This window comes from Polaribacter marinivivus, from assembly GCF_042651285.1.
GTDB lineage: Bacteria > Bacteroidota > Bacteroidia > Flavobacteriales > Flavobacteriaceae > Polaribacter > Polaribacter marinivivus.
Genome location: NZ_JBHSCY010000002.1, coordinates 227738 through 248574 on the forward strand (window position 1 = coordinate 227738; position 20837 = coordinate 248574).

A 20837-nucleotide genomic window follows, 5' to 3' on the forward strand; every position below is an offset into this window, starting at 1 on the left:
AATATTAAATTAGTTTACATTCATTAATTCAACATCAAAAATTAAAGTTGCATTTGGTGGTATTACACCTCCTGCACCTCTTTCTCCATATGCTAAATGAGATGGAATAACAAATCTTGCTTTGTCACCTACTTGTAATAGTTGAATACCTTCATCCCAACCAGAAATTACTTGACCAACACCAACATTAAAATCGATAGGTTGTTTTCTTTTGTATGAAGAATCGAATACAGTACCATCTAATAATTGACCTTTATAATGAACAGATACTCCAGCTCCTTTAGTAGCTTTTTTTCCATCTCCTTTTTGTAAAATTTTATAACGTAAACCACTATCAGTTTCATCATAACCAGCTGCAACTTTATCTAATAACTCAGCTTGTTTAGCTTTAGCTTCTGCTTCACGTGCTTCTCTTGCTCCTTCAAATTTTCTAAAAGCTTCTACTGCATTAAATTTTTCAGCAGCTTCACCAACTCTTAAAATTTCAACTTTCATATCATCACCTTGTGCTACTGCATCTACAACATCTTGACCTTCTACAACGCTTCCAAAAACGGTATGCTTACCATCTAACCATGGAGTAGGTACATGTGTAATATAAAATTGGCTTCCATTTGTAGCTGGACCAGAGTTAGCCATAGCTAATTTTCCAGGTTTATCATGTTTTAAATCTGGATGAAACTCGTCATCAAATTTATAACCTGGACTGCCTGTTCCAGTTCCAAGAGGGCAACCTCCTTGTATCATAAAATCTGGAATAACTCTATGAAATTTTAATCCATCATAATATGGAGTACCTTGTTTTTTTGCTGAATTTTCTAAATTACCTTCTGCTAATGCAACAAAATTACCAACTGTTCCTGGTGTTTTTTCATGTTCTAATTGTACTAAGATTTCACCTTTTGGAGTTGTGAACTTTGCGTAGATTCCGTTATTCATATTTATATTTATTATTCAATTAGTATTAATGATTCTGAAAAATAGTATCAGAATAAATTTATTTTTTTGTGTTTAACATAGATATCCCATAAGATAATCCAATGTTAATATTCGCTGAGTTTACATTACCAAAAGGAGACCACATTTGACCACCTGCAAGGTTTAATGAAAAATCATTGTTTATATGATAGTTTATACCAGCAGTAGGTCTAATTAAAATTCCTTCTCCAGAATCAACCCTTCCACCACCAGCAACACCACCAGCAGCTTCTGCAAATAAAGAAAGTTTATTTTTTGCAAATTTATTAGATCTTATTCCTAAACCGAAAATTCCATGTGCATAACCACCAGATTTACCTTCGTAAGCAAATGAAGCTTCCCCAGAAACATAAAATCTTTTGTTAATATCATATAATACTTTAATTGCGATTAATTGTAAATCGCTATCAGGAATTCCAAATTTTGCAACATCAAAATAGGTTTGATTTTGTAACGCTAATCGAATGCCTTGTGTCTTTATTTTAGTGTATTCTTTATTTGTGAACGGATCTTTTGTTCCTCCACTTAAACTGTAATATTTTAAACTAAAACCAGCAGTCAGAGCTTCAAAACTTGCTATTCCTCCTAAAGCTTTATGATATCCTCCATGTAAACTTACCCCAAATCTTTCTGAGAATCGAATATCTGCTCCTGCATTTGGGTACATAGTTAAACCACCTTCAGGAAAAATTCTACCACCAGCAGCACCTATTCCAAATTTTGCGAAAAAGTTAACGTGCTTTGTTTCTATGAAGTTTTTTCCTGCACCAATAAACATATCCATAAAACCAGCTGTTAAACCACCATACATGGCATCTAACTGAGCATAGATAAAAGTATTAGTATTTAAATATCTTTGATATTCAAACCCAATAATAGATAATGTATTTGTAATAGGTTGATATCTTGGGTCTGTACTTGCGTCAGTTCTAGATCTTCCTCTTGGAAAAAAGTAATCAAATGTAACTTGTTGTACACTTTTTACCCCAGGTTTGGTAAAAACTTCTTCTTTAGATGTATTTTTAGCAACAAATGTTTTTTGAGCCTTTTCATAAGAACTTGTTCTTAAAGTAGAAGGTATTTCTACAAAAAATGAAATATTATCACTTTTCTGAATGCCTGTAAAGAAGTTAACATAACCATATTGTACTCCAAAAGAATAACCATTTTTCTTGTATTGTATTCCTGCATTTGGGTATAACATTCCACCTCCATTTACAAGAGATCTATAGCCTCCACCACCAGCAAAATGAACATTTGCATCAAAATAAAGATCTCTATAGATAGGAAAATTTACCCCTAAAGTAACACCTAGTGTAAATAAACCTCCTTGATCACCAGTAATGGCTGTATGAAAACCAGCACCAGTATATAACCAATCATTTAAAGGTATATTATAAGTTAAACCAATAAAACCCATGGTAGGTTGCAATGTATAACCTACTTTATCTGTTGGTTGATGAACTAAAGTGTAGTTTAAACGTATACTGTTATGTAATTCTTTTGGCTCAAGATCTTCTAAAGTTAAAATTTGAGAGAACCCTGTTTGTAGACCTAAAAAGAGAAAGCATATAAATAGTATGTTTTTCATCTGTTATTTTTTAAATTCACTAGTAAAATGCAACTTAACTGATGGATATTTACTTTGTGTCATTTGAATTGTAAAAGCTGAGTCAGCTAAGAAAACAAGTTGACCTTGTTTATCTTTTGCTAAGTAACGTTGTTTTACTCTTTTAAATTCTTTAAACTCCTCATTTTTAGAATCTGTAGGTTCTACCCAACAAGCTTTATGGACACTTAAATTTTCGTAAGTACATTTAGCACCATATTCGTGTTCTAAACGATATTGAATAACTTCAAATTGTAAAGCACCAACTGTACCAATAACACGTCTACCATTCATTTCTAAAATAAATAATTGTGCTACACCTTCATCCATTAATTGATCTAAACCTTTATATAATTGTTTAGATTTCATAGGATCTGCATTATTTACATATCTAAAATGTTCTGGTGAAAAACTTGGAATACCTCTAAAATTAAGTTCTTCACCTTCTGTTAATGTATCACCAATTTTAAAAGTACCTGTATCATGTAAGCCAACTATATCTCCTGGATATGATTCGTCTACTATTTCTTTTTTCTCAGCAAAAAAGGCATTAGGGCTAGAAAATTTTACTTTCTTTCCATTTCTAACATGTAAGTATGGTGAGTTTCTTTTAAAAGTACCAGAAACAATTTTAACGAAAGCTAATCTATCTCTATGTTTAGGATCCATATTAGCATGGATTTTAAACACAAAACCAGACATTTTTTGCTCTTTAGAATCTACTAAACGCTCTTCTGCTTTTTTAGGTTGAGGAGAAGGCGCAATTTCAATAAATGCGTCTAACAATTCTTTTACTCCGAAATTATTTAAAGCAGAACCAAAAAATACAGGTTGTAAATCGCCTTCTAAATATTCTTTTTGATTAAAAGGAGGATACACTTCATCAATCAATTCTAACTCTTCTCTTAATGTTTCTGCTGCAGTTTCTCCAACAACTTTATCTAATTCAGGATTTGATAAATCATCAAATTCTATTCCTTTAGAAATGGTCGTTTTTTTATCACCAGAAAATAAGTTTAATTTTTTCTCCCAAATATTATAAATTCCCTTAAAATCATAACCCATACCAATAGGGAAGCTCATAGGAGTTACTCGTAAACCTAATTTTTGCTCTACTTCATCTAATAAATCAAAAGCATCTTTACCTTCTCTATCTAGTTTATTAATAAAAACAAGCATTGGTATTTGACGCATTCTACAAACTTCTACAAGTTTCTCTGTCTGTGGCTCAACACCTTTTGCAACATCAATTACCACAATAACACTATCTACAGCTGTAAGGGTTCTAAAGGTATCTTCAGCAAAGTCTTTGTGACCTGGAGTATCTAGGATATTTATTTTTTTGTTTTTGTAATTAAATGCCAAAACAGAAGTAGCAACAGATATACCTCTTTGACGTTCAATTTCCATAAAATCGGAAGTAGCACTCTTTTTGATTTTATTATTCTTTACTGCACCAGCTTCTTGAATTGCACCACCAAATAAAAGTAACTTTTCTGTTAATGTAGTTTTACCTGCATCTGGATGCGAAATAATACCAAATGTTCTTCTACGCTCTATTTCTTTTAAAAAACTCATTTACAAAATTTGAGGTGCAAAGATAGGTTTTACAAAGACAATTATCAATCTAAAATTTCTATAGTAATTGGTATGTCATCAATAGGCCATTCATCTACACCTACTTTAACTCTAGAAATCTTATCCATTGTATCAAATCCAGAAATTACTTCACCAAAAACAGTATGTTCACCATCTAAATGATGAGCTCCACTTCTTTTATGAACCATATAAAACTCGAAAGGACTAGATAGTTTATCTGGATTGTTTTCCCATTCTCTAGCAGCTGCTAATGCTCCATATTTATGTGTTCTATGCTTTTTAAATTCTGGCTGCATTAAATAATTACCATACTTTCTTCTTTGTTTTTGAGTATACCAATTATCTGAATTACCTCCTTGAATTACAAAATTTTTTGCTACTCTGTAGATAACTGTTGTATTAAAATAACCAATTTTAGTAAGAAATATAAAGTTAGCTCTATGTATTGGCACATCTTCATATAAACGTAATTTTATATTGCCAAATTTTGTTTTTATAATAACTTTTGTTTCTGGGTTTTGTTTACCATATTCAGTTAAAAAAGCTTCAACATTAGAACTGTTTAAACTATCCCAAGATTTTTCAACCACTTTTTCTTTAACTTTTTTTATATTTTTTTCTGTTATTTGAGGTTGTATTTTCTGTTTCTGCTTTTCTTTTTGATGACAAGAACAAAGAATAATTAGAGATAGTAGTAGTGCTTTACTAAAAAATTTCACGCTTAGTATTTATTTGAATAGGTTTCAAAGATAGCCATCAAAACAAAAGCAAACAAAACAAATGGTTTTATAAAAATTTTAAGTTTTAAAGGTAAATGATTCTATATCTTTGCAACTTATGGAAGAACTTGTAGTTTTAGTTGATAAAAATGATAATCAAATAGGTTTAATGCCTAAAATGGAAGCTCATGAAAAAGCAGTTTTGCATAGAGCTTTTTCTGTTTTTACTTTTAATAATAAAGGAGAATTATTATTGCAACAAAGAGCAGCTCATAAATATCATTCACCTTTGTTATGGACCAATACTTGTTGTTCTCACCAAAGAGAAGGAGAAACTAATATAGAAGCTGGTAAGAGAAGATTACAAGAAGAAATGGGTTTTACAACAGAGTTAAAAGAAGTATTTTCTTTTATTTACAAAGCTCCGTTTGAAAATGGTTTAACAGAACACGAATTAGACCATGTTATGGTTGGTGATTTTGATGGTGAACCTAATATTAATAAAGAGGAAGTAGAAAGCTATAAATGGATGTTGTTAGAAGATGTTAAAAATGACATAGAAAACAATCCTGATATTTATACAGAGTGGTTTAAAATTATTTTTAAAGAATCTTATAAAAAACTAAAAAATGCCTAAAGTTACAGTTCATAGAAAAGCACATTTTAATGCAGCTCATAGACTTTATAGAAAAGATTGGTCTGATGAAAAAAACTTTGAAGTTTTTAGTAAGTGTAGTAACCCAAATTTTCATGGTCATAACTACGAATTAATTGTTTCTTTAACTGGCGAAATTAATGCTGAAACTGGTTATGTTTATGATTTAGGTAAATTAAAAGATATTATTAAATCTGAGATTGAAGATTGTTTTGATCATAAAAATTTAAATATTGAAGTGCCTGAATTTAAAGAACTAAACCCAACAGCTGAAAATATTTGTGTAGTAACTTATGATAAATTAAGAAAACATTTACCAGACAATTTAGATTTAAAAGTTACTCTGTATGAAACTCCAAGGAATTTTGTAAGTTATTCTGGAGATCATTAAACTTATCTTCTAACACCCGTTTTTCTAAAATTAAAAAAGTCTAAACTTTTCTTTAAATAGCTATAATTATAGTAAGTAAAGCCAGTAAAGTTTAATTTATTTTGGTCTGTATTTAAATAACTTAAAAGTTCTTTTTCTGCTTCATCTAAAGAGCTATATTTTAGAAAGCCACCCATATATCTTACTTCTGATGACAAAATTATAGAAAGTTCTATTTTAGCGTTATTTCTAATAAAAATATTTAATCTATTTTTTATGTTTTTAAATGCTTTTTTAGGAGAAGATTCATAAGAACTTATTAAAAGCCTGTCAACATTATTCGTTATATGTTTAATTTCTTTATTCTGATATTTTCCTATGTATGCCTCAACTTTTATTGGAGTATCGCTTTCTTCTGCGAGACAATTCATAATAGATAGTGTTTCTAAATAGTATTTATAACTACCTTCTCTTGTACAAGGAATACCATTTTTTCTTAAATAATTTTCACAATAATACCCACCCAAATCAGATTTGGTAGTTTTCCAATATTCATACTCTAAATTGTAAACATCAAACCTCTCTAAAGGGTCTTTTCTAGTTTTATTATATGCATCTATCTCATTAATAAAAAAACCTCCATTTTCACCAGAAGCACCAATTTCTTTTATTTTATAAACTGTTTTTGCTTTTTTTATAAAATTGATTAAAACATTGTTTTTAGTTGAGTCCGCTAAATGAAATAATTTTTTATCGATCTTATCTAAATCGTAAAGTATTAAACTTTTAAAATTGTTTTCGCTTGCAAGAGTAAGTAATTCGTTTTCTTTAGCTTTATTTCCTAAGATATCTATAAAACCATCAACATATAAAATTCTTTGTAGACCGTAAGAATTTATGGTACTAACAAAGATTATAAAGTACATTAACTTCTTCATAAACTGGGAGAATTTGATTTAAATATAATAAATTAAAAATTATTTTTGTTTTATTTTAATTATTATTTAACATTTTAATATCAAAAACTACCTAGAGGCTAATGTAAAATCTTGATTTTCTTTTTTGTTTTTATTAAAAGCTAAAGCTGATAATTTTTTGTAATATTTTAAAGATTTAGATAATTGGTTATAGTTATAATAAGTAAAATTTGTAAAATTAATTTTAGATAATAAGTGTCTATCTCTATTTTTCATAGTATCTACAAATATTTCTTCTCCTTTTTTTAATGAGTTAAATTTTAACCAACCTCCCATAAAAAGCGTTTCTGAAGAATATATTATAGAAACTTTAGGTTTGTTTTTTACTTCTGATAAATACTGTAACCTTTTATTTGCATAATTAAAACCACTTTTAGGGTTTCTTACATAAACATGAACCAATAATCTATCTACATAATTAGATATTTTCTGAATTTCGTGTTTTTTAAACTTTCCAACATAAGCTTCAACTTTAACAGGATGATTATTTTTATCAGCTAAAGTTCTCATGGTTTGTAATGATTTTAAAAAGAAACTAAAAGTTCCATTTCTATCACAAGATTTACCATTATTTTTTAGATAATTTTCGCAATAATAACCTCCATCTTTAGAGTCATCTTCTTTCCAATATTCATATTCTAAATTATAGGAATCAAATTTTTCTGCTGATATTTTTCTAGACTCATTGTAAGCATGAATTGCTTTTATAAAGAATTCACCACTTTCTCCTGAGCCTCCTACTTCCTTAATACCAAAGCTCTTTTTGGCTTTGTATATAAATTTAGCTAGTATACCATTTTTTGTTGCGTCAGCAAGCGGATAATCTCTATTTACCTTATGTAAATCGTATAAGATAATTTTATTAAATCCGTTAGAAATTGTAAAGTTTAATAAGTCATTTTCTTTGGCTTGGTTGCCTAATATAGAGTAGAACTGGTCTACATAAAGAATTCTCTCTGAGCTATATGTTTTAAAAATAGCACATAGCATTATGACTAGGATTGCTGGGGTTATCCTTTTCATTTTATAGGGGTTAAGGGGTTAAAAGTTATAGTAAAAGTATAAAAAAAATAATAAATCGATAAAAAACAAGTTTCTTTAAAAAATTTATTCAAAAAAAACGTTCTAGTTTTTTCTATAAGAGTAATAACTTAAAGATTTTTCTAAATCTGAATAAACATGATAACTGAAACTTTTTATGTTTACATTTTTTTCAATGAGTGAGTTATCTATATTCATTTCTCTAATAAAAAGAGATTCACCTTTGTCTAAGGAATCGAACTTTAACCAACGACCAAGATTAGACATTGTTGTAGAAAATAAAATTGAAGTTTTTATTTTGGATTTTGTTTTAAATAAATAATCTAAATTTCTTCTAGCTGAAGAATAACTTAATTTAGGATTTTTACCAAAAGCTCTTATTGATAATCTATCACAGTTTTTTATGATTTCTTTTATTTCATTAGGGGTGTAAAAAGATGCATAAGCTTCAACTTCTACTTTATGTTTACTGTTAGAGGTTAATTTTTTTAAATCTTTTAAATTATCGATAAAAAACTTAAAAGAACCTTCTCTTCCACAAGGAATCATGTTTTCTTCTAAATAATTAATGCAATAATAACCATCTATACCAGATGCTTTAGAAGACCAGTATTCATATTCTAAATTATAAATATCAAACTTTTCTTCTCGTTTTTTTCTAGATTTATTATAAATATCAATTTTATTTATAAAAAAAGAAGCAGCTTCACCAGAAGCGCCAATATTTGGAATTCCGAATTTAAGCTTAGCTTTTGAGATAAATTTAGCTAAAGTGCTATTTTTTATTGGGTCAGTTAAAGGGAACCTTTTATCTACTTTATTTAATTGATATAGAATTAGAGTATTGAAACTATTTCTTTCAGCAAACTTAAGTAGCTTATCTTCTTTCATTGGGCTACCAAGAATATTATTAAAACCATCTACATATAATGTTCTTTGTACAGCGAAACTGTGCAAAAATAAAAGAAAAAATATGCTAGTAAAAAGTTGTTTCTTTATCACTTTATCCCCCCAATAAATAGATGGTGTAAATATAACCAAAAATGCATTTTAAATAATGTTAAAAAACCAAGTAAAGTATTGATATTATTTAAAAATAACCTTAATCTTTCTTTTTACTTTTTTTGTACCCAATAATTAAACGAATTCCAAGTCTTGCAAACAATATTATTGCAATTATTATAATTATGTTAAATCCGTCCATATTGTCTTAGTTAATTATTTATACTGTATTTAACGTTCTATTTAGAAACTAAAAACCTGTTTTTCCATCACCATCAATATCTTTTTCTAGATAGTTTTCAAGAGCCATAAGTGTCTTTTTAAGAACTGTTTTAGTTTCTGATAATTCTTTCTCTAATATTAAAACTCTTTCCTCTAAATTTTTAGCTTTTTTGCTTTGTTCTTGAATTTCACTTTGTTGAATTAAATCCCAAAATATACCCATAGTTTCATTAATGTTAAATTATCTATTTACTTATATTTGTAGTAAATGTATGTAAAACGTTACACTAATGATCATTAATAAATTCATTAGTTTTATTAGTGATTTATATTTATAAACAATTGTTGCCTTATGGAAATTAATCAGTTACTGAAATTCGAACCTATACTAAAAGACAAAGTTTGGGGAGGAGAAAAATTAATAAAAACACTTCATAAAAAATCAAATAGAAAGGATATTGGAGAAAGTTGGGAACTGTCTGATGTTGAGGGTGATACTTCTATTGTTGTAAATGGTGATTTAAAAGGCACAGACTTAAAATCATTAATATCTGATTATAAATCAGCATTAATGGGTTCAAAAATTTATAATCATTTTGGAGATAAATTTCCTCTTTTAATAAAATTCATAGATGCAAAAAAAGCATTAAGTATTCAATTGCATCCTCATGATGATTTGGCTAAAAAAAGACACAATTCTTTTGGTAAAACAGAAATGTGGTATGTTATGCAAGCTGATGAAAAAGCTAATTTAATAGTAGGCTTTAAAAAAGAAGTTACACCTGAAGAATATTTACATCATCTAGAAAATAAATCGTTAACAGATATTTTAAATATAGATGAGGTTAACAAAGGAGATGTGTATTTTATTCCAACAGGAAGAGTGCATGCTATAGGAGCAGGAGTTCTTTTAGCTGAAATACAGCAAACATCAGATATTACTTATAGAGTTTATGATTGGGATAGACCAAACCCTGATGGAACTTTTAGAGAGTTACATACAGAAGAGGCCTTAGACGCTATTGATTATTCTGCACAAGAATCTTATGATACTAAATATACAAAAGAACAAAACACATCAACAGAAATAGTTTCTTGTCCGTATTTTACTACTAGTATATTGCCTATACATGGTAAAGTTGAGGTTAATCATGCTAATAAAGATAGTTTTGTAATTTACATGTGTGTAGAGGGTAAAGTTGATTTTTATTACAATAATCAAAAAGAAAGCTTACAAATGGGCGAAACTATTTTGGTGCCTGCTTGTATTAAAGAATTAGTAATAGAATCTGAAATTTCTTCAGAATTATTAGAAGTATTTATAAAATAAAGGTTCAGTAAAACTATTTCCTTTCTCATTTAAATTATAAAGAATAGTAATTGCTAATAGAATATAAAATAATTTTTTTCTAGTTAGTATAAAAACTAGATTAATAAAAATAAACTACATGAAATCTAATTGCTATCATGCTAAAAATAACTAGAATAGTGATTAGAAAAACAGCATTATAGATATAAATATTATCTTTAACGCATATAATAAAAAATCATTTATGAAAATAATTGCAATGATTCCTGCTAGATATCAAGCTTCAAGATTTCCAGGAAAATTGATGAAAGATTTAGGAGGTAAGCCAGTTATTTTAAGAACTTATGAAGCTGCTGTTAATACAAATTTATTTTCTGAAGTATATGTTGTAACAGATTCTGATATTATTTATAAGACTATAAGTAATTCAGAAGGTAATGCTATTATGAGTAAAAAAGAACACGAATGTGGTTCAGATAGAATAGCTGAAGCCGTTGAAAATATTGATGTAGATATTGTTGTAAATGTGCAAGGAGATGAGCCTTTTATAGATGAATTATCTTTATCTAAATTAATTGAAGTTTTTAAAAATGATTTTAAAAAAGAGGTTGATTTAGCATCTTTAAAAGTAGAAATAACAAATAAAGAGGATATAGAAAACCCTAATAATGTTAAGGTAATTACAGATGTAAATAATATGGCTATCTATTTTTCTAGAAGTGTAATTCCATTTCACAGAGATTCTTCTATAGACGTTAAATATTATAAACACAAGGGAGTTTATGCTTTTAGAAAACAAGCATTGTTAGATTTTTACAATACACCAATTACACCTTTAGAAGCAGCAGAAAAAATTGAAGCAATTAGATATCAAGAAATTGGTAAAAAAATAAAAATGGTTGAAACTTCTGTTGAAGCTGTAGGTATAGATACTCCAGAAGATTTAGAAAAGGCTTTAAAATTTATTAAAAATGTACAATAACATAAAAGTCATTGCTTTTGATGCTGATGATACTTTATGGGTAAATGAAACTTATTTTAGAGATGCAGAATTAGAATTTGCAAAATTGCTAGCTAAGTATGAAACTGCAAATAAAATAGATCAAGAGCTTTTTATAAAAGAAATAGATAATCTTAGATATTATGGTTATGGTATTAAAGGTTTTGTATTATCTATGATAGAATGTGCTTTAGAACTTTCTAACTATCAAATACATCCTAAAGCATTACAATCTATTTTAGATATTGGTAAAGAAATGATAGAAAAGCCAATAGAATTATTAAAAGGAGTTGAAGATACACTTCAATTTTTAGATGGTAAATATAGGTTGATAGTTGCTACTAAAGGAGATCTCTTAGATCAAGAAAGAAAATTAGAAAAATCAAATTTGCTTAAATATTTTCATCACATTGAAGTAATGAGTGATAAAAAGGAAAAAGATTACAAAAAATTAATAAAGCACTTAGATATAAAGCCATCAGAATTTTTAATGATTGGTAATTCTTTAAAGTCTGATGTTTTACCACTAATAAATATAGGTGCATCAGCAATACATATTCCATTTCACACTACTTGGATTCATGAAGAAGTAGATTTACAAGACTCAACTAAATTAGAATATAGGACACTAAATAATATAAAAGAAGTTTTATCACTTTTTTAAATATTTACCCTAAATTTGCAACTTAAAAGAAGTAATTATGGCAAGTATAAAAAACTTAAAAAAAGACATAAACTACGTATTGGGTGATGTAATAGATTATGCATTAAACGTAGCACATGCTAAAAACGAACCTAAAAAAGCAGAACCAATTATAGATGAAGCTATCCAAGCTTTTGATCATTTAATTGGTAAAGTAAATACAAAATTTTCTGGAAGTGCGAAGCAGCATTTTAAAGAAGTTAAAGCAGAACTAGAGACTAAAGCTAATGCAATTTTAGATAAAGCTAATAGTATTTAGTATTAACAATTTTTAAACATTATTTTAAGACCATCATTTTTTAAATGATGGTTTTTTTTGCTTAAATTTGAGATAATAAAAATTAATTTGTTACGTTTAATAAATTATAATTAATCATTAAAATTATGGCTAGAGCAATGTTTGAGTACACAAAAACTGTACTAACTAAAGTAAGTTTTAATTCAGAGTTGTTTTGCAGAGAGCTAGAGAAATCATTAAAAAGATTATTACCTTATGAAGTTGATGAATTAATCATTTGGTTAAAACAATTCACAGCAAACAAACCTGAATTGTACGTTTGTATGAATTTAATTAAATAAACAAAAAGGGGAGCTATTAAGCTCCCCTTTTTATTTTCTTCGTTTATACTTTCTCATTAGTTTTCTAGCAAACTCCATTTCTGCTATTTGAAGTTTTAGAATCTTTTTGTGAGATATAATTCTTTTTATTTTGTTTACAAAATCTCTTTGAGATTCATATAAAGCTTTATCATTTTTAAGTTTTAAAGAAATTAATCTTTCAGCATCTTTATCGCTTAAAGAGTCTAAATTGCCTCTTTGTTTTACAAGTTTTTTAATTTCATATCTATTTTTACCTCTTAAAGATCTTTGCACTTCATCATAAGCATTATAAATTGGCCAAAAATCTTGTGCTTCTTTTGCAGTAAGATTTAATTGCTCTGTAATATAGGCGATTTTTAGTGTTTTTATTTTTTCTCTACTTTCTTTATTTACTTGTGCAGATAATGAAAAAGAGAAAAATAATAAAAAAATTAAAGTAAGAATTTTACTATTCATAATCGTTTAGTTTATTTCGTTTAATAAAGAAGAATTATCAATTGAATTAATATATTCTTCGATGTTTTCATCATTTAAATTTGTTAAAGAAAAACCATTTTCTTCTAAAATATCATCATCTAAAACTAGTGCAACATCACTATCATGTATATCACTATTATTTAGCCAATATTCAATATCACTTTCTGTTAGATTATCTATGCTAATTTCATTATTCTGATTAAAGACAAAGGTGTTTAATCCAATAAAAAGTATAATTGATGCAGCTGCAGCAAAAGGAACCACTTTTAATATTCTATCTTTTAAAGAGATTACTTTAGTCTCTTTTTTTGTTGATGATACTTTTTCTAAAATAGAATCTTCTAATCCTTTAAAATAGTTTTCAGGTGTACCAAAACCACTTGAAACTGGGAGACTATCTTCATTAATTTTTGAGAAAATATTACTTTCTACATTGTTTAAATATCCTTTAGGTACTGAAAAAGGATTATTTTTCCCAATCTTAGAAATGATATAATTTTCGCTATTTTTTAATTCTTTATTCATCTTTAATTAGACATTAAAATTTATAAAAGGTTTAATGACTATTATTTTTTATATAATGTTCAATTTTTTTAACTGCATGAAAATAAGAGGCTTTTAGACCTCCAACTGAAGTTTCTAATATTTCTGAAATTTCCTCATATTTTAATTCATCAAAATATTTCATATTAAAAACTAATTGTTGTTTTTGCGGTAAAGTAGCTATGGCTTTTTGTAAAATAACTTGAATTTCATCACCTGTAAAAAAATCATCACTTTCTATAGTACTAGCTAAATGTTGTTGATAATCTGAAATATCTAGATTTCTTTCTTTAGCTCTTTTATTAATAAATGTGATAGACTCATTTGTAGCAATTCTATACATCCAAGAAAACAGTTTACTTTGCTCATTAAACTTATCTATATTGTTAAATATTTTAATAAACGTATTTTGTAAAACATCATCAGCATCATCATGAGAAACTACTATTTTACGAATATGCCAATATAATCTCTCTTTATATTGTTTTATTAATTCGCGAAATGCAATTTCCTTTGTTTGCTTATTCTTAAGTTGCGCTACTAATGTGATTTCTGCTACCAAAAAAACATGTTTTTTAATAAGACAGAAAATTATGAAAAAGGTTTAATTAAAAATAGATTTTTAATTGTTTTTAAATTTAGAGCGTGTATAACCAAAAAGACGTTTTTGTTTTATGGTTTCAGAAATTCCTTCTGGTAACATTTCTTCCCATCCATTTTCACCATCTCTAATCATTTTTAAAACAGTTCTAGAAAAAATATCTAAAATATCTTTATCAAAGTTTTTAATATCTAATACTCTTCCATTATTTTTAAAGAACTTGTATAGTTCTTTCATTCTTGGATGAACTTTAAGATTTTCACTATTAATATATTCATCTGCTTTCTGGTCATGATAAGGATACATGTAAACTTTTAAATCTCTGTAGAAAAGTTTTCCAAAAGCTTCTAAAATACCACCACTTAAATCTCTATAATATTTCTCATCAAAAATTTGAATTAAGTTGTAAACTCCCATAGCTAAAGCCATTCTTTCTTTAGTAAATTCACTAAAATATTCTACTAACTTAAAGTATTGTTGGAAGCTTGTAATCATTACATTTTGACCAAGAGAACATAATAATTCTGCTCTATCTAAAAAATCTCTTTCGTTAATTTTACCTTCTGCAGATAAGTTACTTAAAGTTATTTCAAAAATGATTTGTGTTTTAGATTCTTCAACTTTATTTTCTTCTAAAAACATTTTTTTAGACTGTTTAAACATATCCATGTTTACTTTAGTCACAGGCCTAAAACTACCCCTTAAAGCTAAAATGTTTTTCTTATAAAGAACTTGTGCAGGTAATAAGTTGTTTCCATCTGGTCCAAACATAACTGCATTAGTCATACCGTTTTTAAGTAGTTGTAGACTCATTAGTCTATTATCTACATACATAAAACGAGGTCCAGAGAAATTAATCATATCAATTTCTAATTGATGATTTCCTAAATTATCGTAAAAAGATTTTACTAATTCTTTAGGATTGTCATTTAAATAAAATGCCCCATAAATTAAATTCACACCTAAAACACCAAGAGTTTCTTGTTGTAAACGTGCATCAGTTTCTTTAAATCTAATATGAATTACAATCTCATTATAATCTTCTAATGGATCTAATTGAAAACGAATTCCAACCCAACCATGACCTTTAAATTTACGAGCAAAATCGATAGTAGTAACCGTATTTGCATAACTAAAAAACAATTTATTTGGGTGTTTTTCTCTGCTTAATCTATCTTCTATTAGATCTATTTCATGACCAAGCATTTTCTTTAAACGAGATTCAGTTACATAACGTCTGTCTTGCTCAATACCATAAATAGCATCAGAGAAATCTTTATCGTAAGCACTCATTGCTTTTGCAATGGTACCAGATGCTCCTCCAGATCTAAAGAAATTTCTAGCTGTTTCTTGGCCTGCACCAATTTCAGCAAAAGTTCCGTAAATGTCTGTATTTAAGTTAATTCTAAGTGCTTTACTTTTAGTAGTAGGTACACTACTGATTTTTTGATCTCCTTTTAAAGAAATGGCCATATATGCTTTGTTTAAAGTAACAACAAATGTACTAAATAAGAGTGCTATCAGTCAATTTTTATCTTATTTTTGTTGTAATGAATTCTAATAAAAAACTGTTAAAAATAACTTTTTTAGGTACAGGTACTTCACAAGGTATACCAATGATTGCTAGTAATGATCCTGTATGTTTATCTGAAGATAGTAAAGATAAAAGATTGCGTTCTTCAATACTTTTTTCTTTAGATAATAAAAATTATGTAATTGATTGTGGTCCAGATTTTAGACAACAAATGTTGCGTGAAAAAGTTCAATTAGTAAATGGAGTGTTATTTACTCATGAACATTCAGATCATACTGCAGGTATAGATGATTTAAGACCCTTCTGTTATAAAATTGGGGAGATGCCTATTTATTTAAATAAGAGAACTTTAGAAAGCTTAGAAAAAAGATTCGAATATATCTTTAGTAAAGAAAACAGATATCCAGGTGCACCAAGTGTTATGCCTACTATTGTTAATGATGATTCTTTTTTTATTGAAGATCTAAAAGTGATACCAATAGAAGTTATGCATGGTAAATTACCTGTTACAGCTTATAGAATTGAAGATTTTGCATATTTAACAGATGTTAAATCTATTACTTCTATAGAAAAACAAAAACTAATGAATTTAGAGGTTTTAGTAGTAAACGCCTTAAGAATAGACGAACATCCTACTCATTTTAATTTAAAAGAAGCTTTAGATTTTGTCAAAGAAGTAAATCCTAAAAAAGCATACTTTACCCATATAAGTCATAAGCTAGGTTTTCATAAAGAAATATCTAAAATACTTCCAAAAAATGTTTTTTTAGCTTACGATGGCTTAAAAATTGAAGTCTAGATTTTTAAAATATGTTTTTTAGTGTATATTTGTTTGTATAGCTATTATTTTCAGCAGTTTAATAAATGTTAGCTTAAATATCAATAATCAATAAAAAATTCATGGCAAAAAAATCTGAGGAATCAAATAGCAATCAAGTAGATAGTAGAATTGCTGCAGTAAGAGATTTAATTTTTGGAGAAAATATTCAGCAGTATAATACTGAGTTTTCTGATTTATATAAGAAAATTGAGAACTTACAAGAAGAAACTAGAAAAAGTTTATCTGATTCTGTAATTAACTTAGAAAACAAATTGGCTGATTTAGAAAGTCTTATGGAGCATAAAATTCAAGATTTAACAGAAGACTTAGATAAGAAAATTGCAGATTTAGATGATGAAAAAACAGATAGACGCAAATTAGGTAAGGCGTTAGAAAAAATAGCATTGATGTTACAAGAGTAAATGAGAGAAACGACTGTAGATAATAAAAAAGACAATCGTTTTGAAATACTCAAAGAACTTTTACTTACAGATGATAGACAAAAATTTGAGTCTTTAAGAGATCAGTTTTTAGAAAAAGACAAGATTCGTGAAAATATAAATCCTGTCGTAGATGAAAAAATTGATGATTTAAAAGCTAATTTCCCCGAACATTTTGGAGATCAAATAACAGAATCAATTAAAGTTCAGATCAGAGAATCTCAAGACGAAGTTGTTGAAGCACTATACCCAATTATGGGTAAATTGGTGAAGAAGTTTATTATTGCAGAAATTACTAAATTAACAGAGTCTATAAATCAAACAATAAATGATAAATTTTCTTTAACTCAAATTTTAAAAAGATTATTTAAAGGTAAAAGAACAGATGCAGATGATGTTTTACAAGAAGTTTTTGAACCAGTTATAGAAGAGGTTTTTGTTATAGGTGAAAAAACGGGTTTATTAATTGGTAGTTACAGTAGAGGTAATATTGCAGATAAAGATATGGTTTCTGGCATGCTAACAGCAATTAAATCTTTTGCAGAAGATGCATTTAAAAAAGAAGGGCAAGATTTAGAAGATATAAAATTTGAAACATTTCAGCTCTCAATGGTAAATTATAACTCAATATATATAGCAACTGCAACATCAGGTGTAATTACATCAGAATTTAAAGAAGAATTGTCCGATAATTTGAATACATTAGCAGAAAAAATTTTAAGAGATAGAACTTATCTAAATGATGAGGATAAATTAAACAAATTAATAGAAGATATCTTAATTTTAGATTAAGGTTGAAGAAATCGATTTAATGATAGCGAAAAAAGTTTTATTGATTGGTAGTTTTGGGGTAGGTAAGACCTCTTTAGTAAGAAGATTTGTTTTAAATGAATTTTCTGAAAATTATATCAGTACAATTGGGGTTAGAATTAGTACCAAAACTGTTGCAATAGAAGATGAAGAAGTTAAGCTAATGATTTGGGATGTAGCTGGTACAAGTGAAGAAGAAAATGTTCCTAAAGCGTATTTTTTAGGATCTAGTGCAGCTATGTATGTTTTTGATTTAAGTAGAGAAGAAACTTACTTAAATTTAGATAAAGAAATCGAATCTATTAAAAATCTTTCAGGTTTAGATGAAGTAATCATTGTTGGTAATAAACGAGATTTATTAAGCGATGATGAAATTTTTGAAATTAGAAAAATTGTACCTGTAACTATAGACTTTATTACTAGTGCAAAAGAAAACGCTAATGTAGAAGGCGCGTTTAATTTACTTACTCAACAATCTTTAAAATAAAATAAGTTTGGGGCCTACCAAAATTGAAAATTTATACATAGAATTTTTAATAGATTTAGAAGGAAAAGTCTTAGAAATTATTTCTGGTAAATTTGCTATTAATGATTTCTCTGTTGGAGAATCTATTTATGAAGTTTGTCCTTTTTTAATTGGTACAATTGAAGCATTACCTTTAAAAAAATCTTTACTTATAGAAGGTATGTTTATCAACTATGAAGATAAAGAATACAATGTAGATTTAGATTTATACAGGAATGATACAGAAATCAATGTATTACTACATGATAGAACAAACGTATATAAGTTTGTTAATTACTTAAATCAAGGAAGAAACGACTTATATTTTTTAAAGAGAGAATTAGCAAGTAAAAACAAAGAACTTGTAAAACTTAGGCAAATTGCAGATCAAGCAAACGAACAAAAGTCTCGATTTTTAGCGATGATGAGTCATGAAGTTCGTAATCCATTAAATGTAATCTTAGGGTATACAGAACTCATAAATAAAGAAGAGACATCTTTAATGGTTCAAGAGTATTTAAAATATTTAACCATTTCTGGACGTAATTTAAAGGTGATAGTTGATGATATTTTAGACCTCTCAAGAGTAGAAGCAGGTAAATTACAATTGGCAAAAGATCCTGTACATATACCTGATTTAATTGAGCAGATCGAAAATAATTACAAAAGCAGTCATAATGATTTAGATATAAAGCTAGTCTTTGAAGTTTCTGATGATATACCAGAGTTTGTCTTAGGAGATGATGTAAGGCTTATTCAAATTGTAACCAATTTAATCAATAATTCTATAAAGTTTACTCCTAGAGGTTCTGTAACTACAGTTGTTAAAGTAAATTCTTACAATAAAAAAGAAGCTACAATTTCTTTTAGTGTTAAAGATACTGGTAGAGGAATGACAGAAGAACAGGCTTCAAAAATGTTCGAAGAATATCAGCAAAATAGACTAAGTGATAATAGATTACATAAAGGGGTTGGTTTAGGATTATCAATAGTTAAACGTCTTGTTCAAGAAATGGGAGGTAAGATAACAGTTGATAGTTTTGTGAATTATGGAACTACAGTAATTGTTGAAATTCCGTTTATTATTCATAAAGAAAATGATGAAGATGATATTGAGAATTCTGAAAACTCAGGTTACAAATCAATAGAAGGTAAAAAAGTTTTAGTAGCAGACGATAATTTTTTAAATCTAACTATAGTTTCTCATATTTTAACAAAAGAAAAAACAGATTTTACTTTAGTTAAAGATGGTGTAGAAGCTTTAAATGCTTTAGAAAAAACTAAGTTTGATATTGTTTTGTTAGACATAAATATGCCTAATTTAACTGGTGAAGAATTAATAAAACGAAAAAAAGAATTAAATCAAGATAATTCTAAAACTCCTTTTTTAGCTTTAACAGGTAATAATTCTAAAGATGATATTGAAGGCTATAAAAATATTGGTTTCGAAGATGTTATACCAAAACCATTTACTGCAGTTCAATTTGTAGAAACTATTAAAAAGTATCTTTAATACTTTCTAAGATTCCTTAATTTTGTCTTTTAAAAATTATTTTTAAATAATGAAAAAGATAATAATCGTTTTACTGCTATTTCCAAGTATTGTTTTTAGTCAATTAAATGAAAGTGATACATTAAACTTTAAGGCAAGATTATCATTAACAGGTTTTTGGCAAGGAGGTAATGTAGAAACAATAATATTTAGAGCTACTTCAGATATTAGCTTTAAACCTTGGGAAAATGCTGTTTTTAAGACCAAAAACTCTTACGTCTATCAAGAGTTTGGAAAGGTAAAAGCAGATGAAGATATTTTAAGTTTAAATTTTTTATATCTAAATCCGAAGAAAAAAATTTATCCACTTATTTTAGGTTTTATTAGTACTAACTTCAGAAGAGAAATAGATTTAAGGTATTTGTTTGGAGCAGGAGTTACTTTTCAAGTTTTAAATAGTAAGAAAAACTGGTTAAAGTTTTCGGTTACGAGTGAATATGAGAACACAAATTTTTCAAAAACTAATTTTAATGACACTTCATATAATGGAGATGCTACAATAAATACAATGAGAGGAACAATATGGATGAATGGTAGATATCATTTATTTAAAGATAAATTAATATTAAACCACGAAAGTTATTATCAACCTTCATTAGAACAAAGAGGTAACTATAGGTGGCAGGCAGATGTTAGTTTAGAATTACCTATCTGGAAGTTTTTAAATTTTAAAATAAACTATTTACACACTTTTGAAAGTGTTGTTATAGCAAATCAAAAACAAGAAGATAGATTTTTAACTTTTGGTTTAACACTAAAAAGTTACTAAAA

The 20837-nt window shown here is 27.4% G+C and carries 25 protein-coding genes; 13 read left to right on the top strand and 12 right to left on the bottom strand.

All coding sequences use genetic code 11. The features are described from left to right. Nucleotides 1-9: 9 nt before the first annotated feature. From ACFOWD_RS09075 to ACFOWD_RS09090, 4 genes are read right to left on the bottom strand one after another with little or no spacing between them, the layout of a single operon-like run. Entirely contained in the window at nucleotides 10-939 is a 930-nt protein-coding gene (locus ACFOWD_RS09075) for a peptidylprolyl isomerase (RefSeq protein ID WP_377409947.1), read from the bottom strand. Between the two features lie 58 nt (nucleotides 940-997). Further along, nucleotides 998-2569: a hypothetical protein gene (locus tag ACFOWD_RS09080; protein WP_377409949.1), complete on the bottom strand. Its 1572-nt coding sequence runs from the start codon at nucleotides 2567-2569 to the stop codon at nucleotides 998-1000. Between the two features lie 3 nt (nucleotides 2570-2572). Next, complete coding sequence (locus ACFOWD_RS09085) at nucleotides 2573-4165, bottom strand: peptide chain release factor 3 (RefSeq protein ID WP_377409951.1); 1593 nt, start codon at nucleotides 4163-4165, stop codon at nucleotides 2573-2575. A gap of 44 nt (nucleotides 4166-4209) precedes the next feature. Continuing rightward, nucleotides 4210-4905 (bottom strand): peptidylprolyl isomerase, encoded by a 696-nt coding sequence (locus ACFOWD_RS09090; RefSeq protein WP_377409953.1) that lies wholly within the window; start codon nucleotides 4903-4905, stop codon nucleotides 4210-4212. Nucleotides 4906-5023: 118 nt separating this feature from the next. Between ACFOWD_RS09090 and idi the strand changes: the two genes are divergently transcribed. Then, nucleotides 5024-5542 (top strand): isopentenyl-diphosphate Delta-isomerase, encoded by a 519-nt coding sequence (gene idi / locus ACFOWD_RS09095; protein WP_298993625.1) that lies wholly within the window; start codon nucleotides 5024-5026, stop codon nucleotides 5540-5542. Then, nucleotides 5535-5951, top strand: a complete 417-nt coding sequence (locus ACFOWD_RS09100; protein WP_298993623.1) for a 6-pyruvoyl trahydropterin synthase family protein — start codon at nucleotides 5535-5537, stop codon at nucleotides 5949-5951. The genes idi and ACFOWD_RS09100 overlap by 8 nt, the downstream gene beginning before the upstream one ends. A gap of 2 nt (nucleotides 5952-5953) precedes the next feature. Here the strand turns inward: ACFOWD_RS09100 and ACFOWD_RS09105 are convergent, their stop codons facing one another. From ACFOWD_RS09105 to ACFOWD_RS09120, 4 genes are all read right to left on the bottom strand, one after another. Beyond that, the gene (locus ACFOWD_RS09105; RefSeq protein ID WP_377409956.1) at nucleotides 5954-6868 is read right to left on the bottom strand and encodes a hypothetical protein; all 915 of its coding nucleotides are present in this window, start codon (nucleotides 6866-6868) and stop codon (nucleotides 5954-5956) included. A gap of 87 nt (nucleotides 6869-6955) precedes the next feature. Beyond that, on the bottom strand, nucleotides 6956-7930 hold the full coding sequence (locus ACFOWD_RS09110; RefSeq protein WP_298993620.1) for a hypothetical protein: 975 nt from the start codon (nucleotides 7928-7930) through the stop codon (nucleotides 6956-6958). A gap of 102 nt (nucleotides 7931-8032) precedes the next feature. Next, entirely contained in the window at nucleotides 8033-8905 is an 873-nt protein-coding gene (locus ACFOWD_RS09115) for a hypothetical protein (RefSeq protein WP_377409958.1), read from the bottom strand. A 295-nt stretch (nucleotides 8906-9200) separates the two neighbouring features. Further along, nucleotides 9201-9395: a hypothetical protein gene (locus ACFOWD_RS09120; RefSeq protein WP_377409960.1), complete on the bottom strand. Its 195-nt coding sequence runs from the start codon at nucleotides 9393-9395 to the stop codon at nucleotides 9201-9203. 129 nt (nucleotides 9396-9524) lie between these two features. Here ACFOWD_RS09120 and ACFOWD_RS09125 point away from each other — a divergent pair, with 129 nt between their 5' ends. The 5 genes from ACFOWD_RS09125 to ACFOWD_RS09145 all read left to right on the top strand — a co-directional run bounded on the left by ACFOWD_RS09125 (nucleotide 9525) and on the right by ACFOWD_RS09145 (nucleotide 12763). Then, nucleotides 9525-10502 (top strand): type I phosphomannose isomerase catalytic subunit, encoded by a 978-nt coding sequence (locus ACFOWD_RS09125; RefSeq protein ID WP_377409962.1) that lies wholly within the window; start codon nucleotides 9525-9527, stop codon nucleotides 10500-10502. A gap of 223 nt (nucleotides 10503-10725) precedes the next feature. Next, the gene (gene kdsB / locus ACFOWD_RS09130) at nucleotides 10726-11463 is read left to right on the top strand and encodes a 3-deoxy-manno-octulosonate cytidylyltransferase (protein ID WP_377409964.1); all 738 of its coding nucleotides are present in this window, start codon (nucleotides 10726-10728) and stop codon (nucleotides 11461-11463) included. Further along, entirely contained in the window at nucleotides 11453-12145 is a 693-nt protein-coding gene (locus tag ACFOWD_RS09135) for an HAD family hydrolase (protein WP_377409966.1), read from the top strand. The genes kdsB and ACFOWD_RS09135 overlap by 11 nt, the downstream gene beginning before the upstream one ends. A gap of 37 nt (nucleotides 12146-12182) precedes the next feature. Then, complete coding sequence (locus tag ACFOWD_RS09140; RefSeq protein ID WP_298993611.1) at nucleotides 12183-12443, top strand: hypothetical protein; 261 nt, start codon at nucleotides 12183-12185, stop codon at nucleotides 12441-12443. A gap of 125 nt (nucleotides 12444-12568) precedes the next feature. Further along, on the top strand, nucleotides 12569-12763 hold the full coding sequence (locus ACFOWD_RS09145; protein WP_298993610.1) for a hypothetical protein: 195 nt from the start codon (nucleotides 12569-12571) through the stop codon (nucleotides 12761-12763). A gap of 30 nt (nucleotides 12764-12793) precedes the next feature. On the opposite strand, the gene ACFOWD_RS09150 is transcribed toward ACFOWD_RS09145, so the two are convergent. Genes ACFOWD_RS09150 through ACFOWD_RS09165 form a run of 4 tightly spaced genes read right to left on the bottom strand, consistent with a single transcriptional unit; the run spans nucleotide 12794 to nucleotide 15878 of the window. Further along, nucleotides 12794-13240: a sensor of ECF-type sigma factor gene (locus ACFOWD_RS09150; RefSeq protein WP_377409968.1), complete on the bottom strand. Its 447-nt coding sequence runs from the start codon at nucleotides 13238-13240 to the stop codon at nucleotides 12794-12796. 6 nt (nucleotides 13241-13246) lie between these two features. Then, nucleotides 13247-13786 (bottom strand): hypothetical protein, encoded by a 540-nt coding sequence (locus ACFOWD_RS09155; RefSeq protein WP_377409970.1) that lies wholly within the window; start codon nucleotides 13784-13786, stop codon nucleotides 13247-13249. Nucleotides 13787-13817: 31 nt separating this feature from the next. Further along, a complete protein-coding gene (locus ACFOWD_RS09160; RefSeq protein WP_377409972.1) occupies nucleotides 13818-14366 on the bottom strand; it encodes an RNA polymerase sigma factor in 549 nt (182 codons plus the stop codon). Between the two features lie 60 nt (nucleotides 14367-14426). Next, nucleotides 14427-15878: a TonB-dependent receptor gene (locus ACFOWD_RS09165; protein ID WP_377409974.1), complete on the bottom strand. Its 1452-nt coding sequence runs from the start codon at nucleotides 15876-15878 to the stop codon at nucleotides 14427-14429. Nucleotides 15879-15955: 77 nt separating this feature from the next. On the opposite strand from ACFOWD_RS09165, the gene ACFOWD_RS09170 reads away from it, so the two are divergent. The 6 genes from ACFOWD_RS09170 to ACFOWD_RS09195 all read left to right on the top strand — a co-directional run bounded on the left by ACFOWD_RS09170 (nucleotide 15956) and on the right by ACFOWD_RS09195 (nucleotide 20835). Further along, the gene (locus ACFOWD_RS09170; protein ID WP_377409976.1) at nucleotides 15956-16738 is read left to right on the top strand and encodes an MBL fold metallo-hydrolase; all 783 of its coding nucleotides are present in this window, start codon (nucleotides 15956-15958) and stop codon (nucleotides 16736-16738) included. Between the two features lie 101 nt (nucleotides 16739-16839). Beyond that, complete coding sequence (locus tag ACFOWD_RS09175) at nucleotides 16840-17181, top strand: hypothetical protein (protein ID WP_298993599.1); 342 nt, start codon at nucleotides 16840-16842, stop codon at nucleotides 17179-17181. Continuing rightward, nucleotides 17182-17991: a cell envelope biogenesis protein OmpA gene (locus tag ACFOWD_RS09180; protein ID WP_298993598.1), complete on the top strand. Its 810-nt coding sequence runs from the start codon at nucleotides 17182-17184 to the stop codon at nucleotides 17989-17991. It abuts the gene before it with no gap. Between the two features lie 19 nt (nucleotides 17992-18010). Then, complete coding sequence (locus ACFOWD_RS09185; protein WP_298993596.1) at nucleotides 18011-18496, top strand: Rab family GTPase; 486 nt, start codon at nucleotides 18011-18013, stop codon at nucleotides 18494-18496. A gap of 7 nt (nucleotides 18497-18503) precedes the next feature. Continuing rightward, entirely contained in the window at nucleotides 18504-20027 is a 1524-nt protein-coding gene (locus ACFOWD_RS09190) for a hybrid sensor histidine kinase/response regulator (RefSeq protein WP_377409979.1), read from the top strand. Nucleotides 20028-20076: 49 nt separating this feature from the next. Further along, nucleotides 20077-20835: a DUF481 domain-containing protein gene (locus ACFOWD_RS09195; protein ID WP_298993592.1), complete on the top strand. Its 759-nt coding sequence runs from the start codon at nucleotides 20077-20079 to the stop codon at nucleotides 20833-20835. Nucleotides 20836-20837 lie beyond the last annotated feature (2 nt).

What these genes read in the sequence shown, in the direction of transcription:
- ACFOWD_RS09075 (WP_377409947.1), bottom strand. Translation starts at nt 939, where the DNA reads ATGAATAACGGAATCTACGCAAAGTTCACAACTCCAAAAGGTGAAATC.
- ACFOWD_RS09120 (WP_377409960.1), bottom strand. Translation starts at nt 9,395, where the DNA reads ATGGGTATATTTTGGGATTTAATTCAACAAAGTGAAATTCAAGAACAA.
- ACFOWD_RS09100 (WP_298993623.1), top strand. Translation starts at nt 5,535, where the DNA reads ATGCCTAAAGTTACAGTTCATAGAAAAGCACATTTTAATGCAGCTCAT.
- ACFOWD_RS09185 (WP_298993596.1), top strand. Translation starts at nt 18,011, where the DNA reads ATGATAGCGAAAAAAGTTTTATTGATTGGTAGTTTTGGGGTAGGTAAG.
- ACFOWD_RS09110 (WP_298993620.1), bottom strand. Translation starts at nt 7,930, where the DNA reads ATGAAAAGGATAACCCCAGCAATCCTAGTCATAATGCTATGTGCTATT.
- ACFOWD_RS09195 (WP_298993592.1), top strand. Translation starts at nt 20,077, where the DNA reads ATGAAAAAGATAATAATCGTTTTACTGCTATTTCCAAGTATTGTTTTT.
- ACFOWD_RS09080 (WP_377409949.1), bottom strand. Translation starts at nt 2,569, where the DNA reads ATGAAAAACATACTATTTATATGCTTTCTCTTTTTAGGTCTACAAACA.
- ACFOWD_RS09085 (WP_377409951.1), bottom strand. Translation starts at nt 4,165, where the DNA reads ATGAGTTTTTTAAAAGAAATAGAGCGTAGAAGAACATTTGGTATTATT.
- ACFOWD_RS09145 (WP_298993610.1), top strand. Translation starts at nt 12,569, where the DNA reads ATGGCTAGAGCAATGTTTGAGTACACAAAAACTGTACTAACTAAAGTA.
- ACFOWD_RS09135 (WP_377409966.1), top strand. Translation starts at nt 11,453, where the DNA reads ATGTACAATAACATAAAAGTCATTGCTTTTGATGCTGATGATACTTTA.
- ACFOWD_RS09105 (WP_377409956.1), bottom strand. Translation starts at nt 6,868, where the DNA reads ATGAAGAAGTTAATGTACTTTATAATCTTTGTTAGTACCATAAATTCT.
- idi (WP_298993625.1), top strand. Translation starts at nt 5,024, where the DNA reads ATGGAAGAACTTGTAGTTTTAGTTGATAAAAATGATAATCAAATAGGT.
- ACFOWD_RS09125 (WP_377409962.1), top strand. Translation starts at nt 9,525, where the DNA reads ATGGAAATTAATCAGTTACTGAAATTCGAACCTATACTAAAAGACAAA.
- ACFOWD_RS09175 (WP_298993599.1), top strand. Translation starts at nt 16,840, where the DNA reads ATGGCAAAAAAATCTGAGGAATCAAATAGCAATCAAGTAGATAGTAGA.
- ACFOWD_RS09165 (WP_377409974.1), bottom strand. Translation starts at nt 15,878, where the DNA reads ATGGCCATTTCTTTAAAAGGAGATCAAAAAATCAGTAGTGTACCTACT.
- ACFOWD_RS09170 (WP_377409976.1), top strand. Translation starts at nt 15,956, where the DNA reads ATGAATTCTAATAAAAAACTGTTAAAAATAACTTTTTTAGGTACAGGT.
- ACFOWD_RS09140 (WP_298993611.1), top strand. Translation starts at nt 12,183, where the DNA reads ATGGCAAGTATAAAAAACTTAAAAAAAGACATAAACTACGTATTGGGT.
- ACFOWD_RS09150 (WP_377409968.1), bottom strand. Translation starts at nt 13,240, where the DNA reads ATGAATAGTAAAATTCTTACTTTAATTTTTTTATTATTTTTCTCTTTT.
- kdsB (WP_377409964.1), top strand. Translation starts at nt 10,726, where the DNA reads ATGAAAATAATTGCAATGATTCCTGCTAGATATCAAGCTTCAAGATTT.
- ACFOWD_RS09180 (WP_298993598.1), top strand. Translation starts at nt 17,182, where the DNA reads ATGAGAGAAACGACTGTAGATAATAAAAAAGACAATCGTTTTGAAATA.
- ACFOWD_RS09155 (WP_377409970.1), bottom strand. Translation starts at nt 13,786, where the DNA reads ATGAATAAAGAATTAAAAAATAGCGAAAATTATATCATTTCTAAGATT.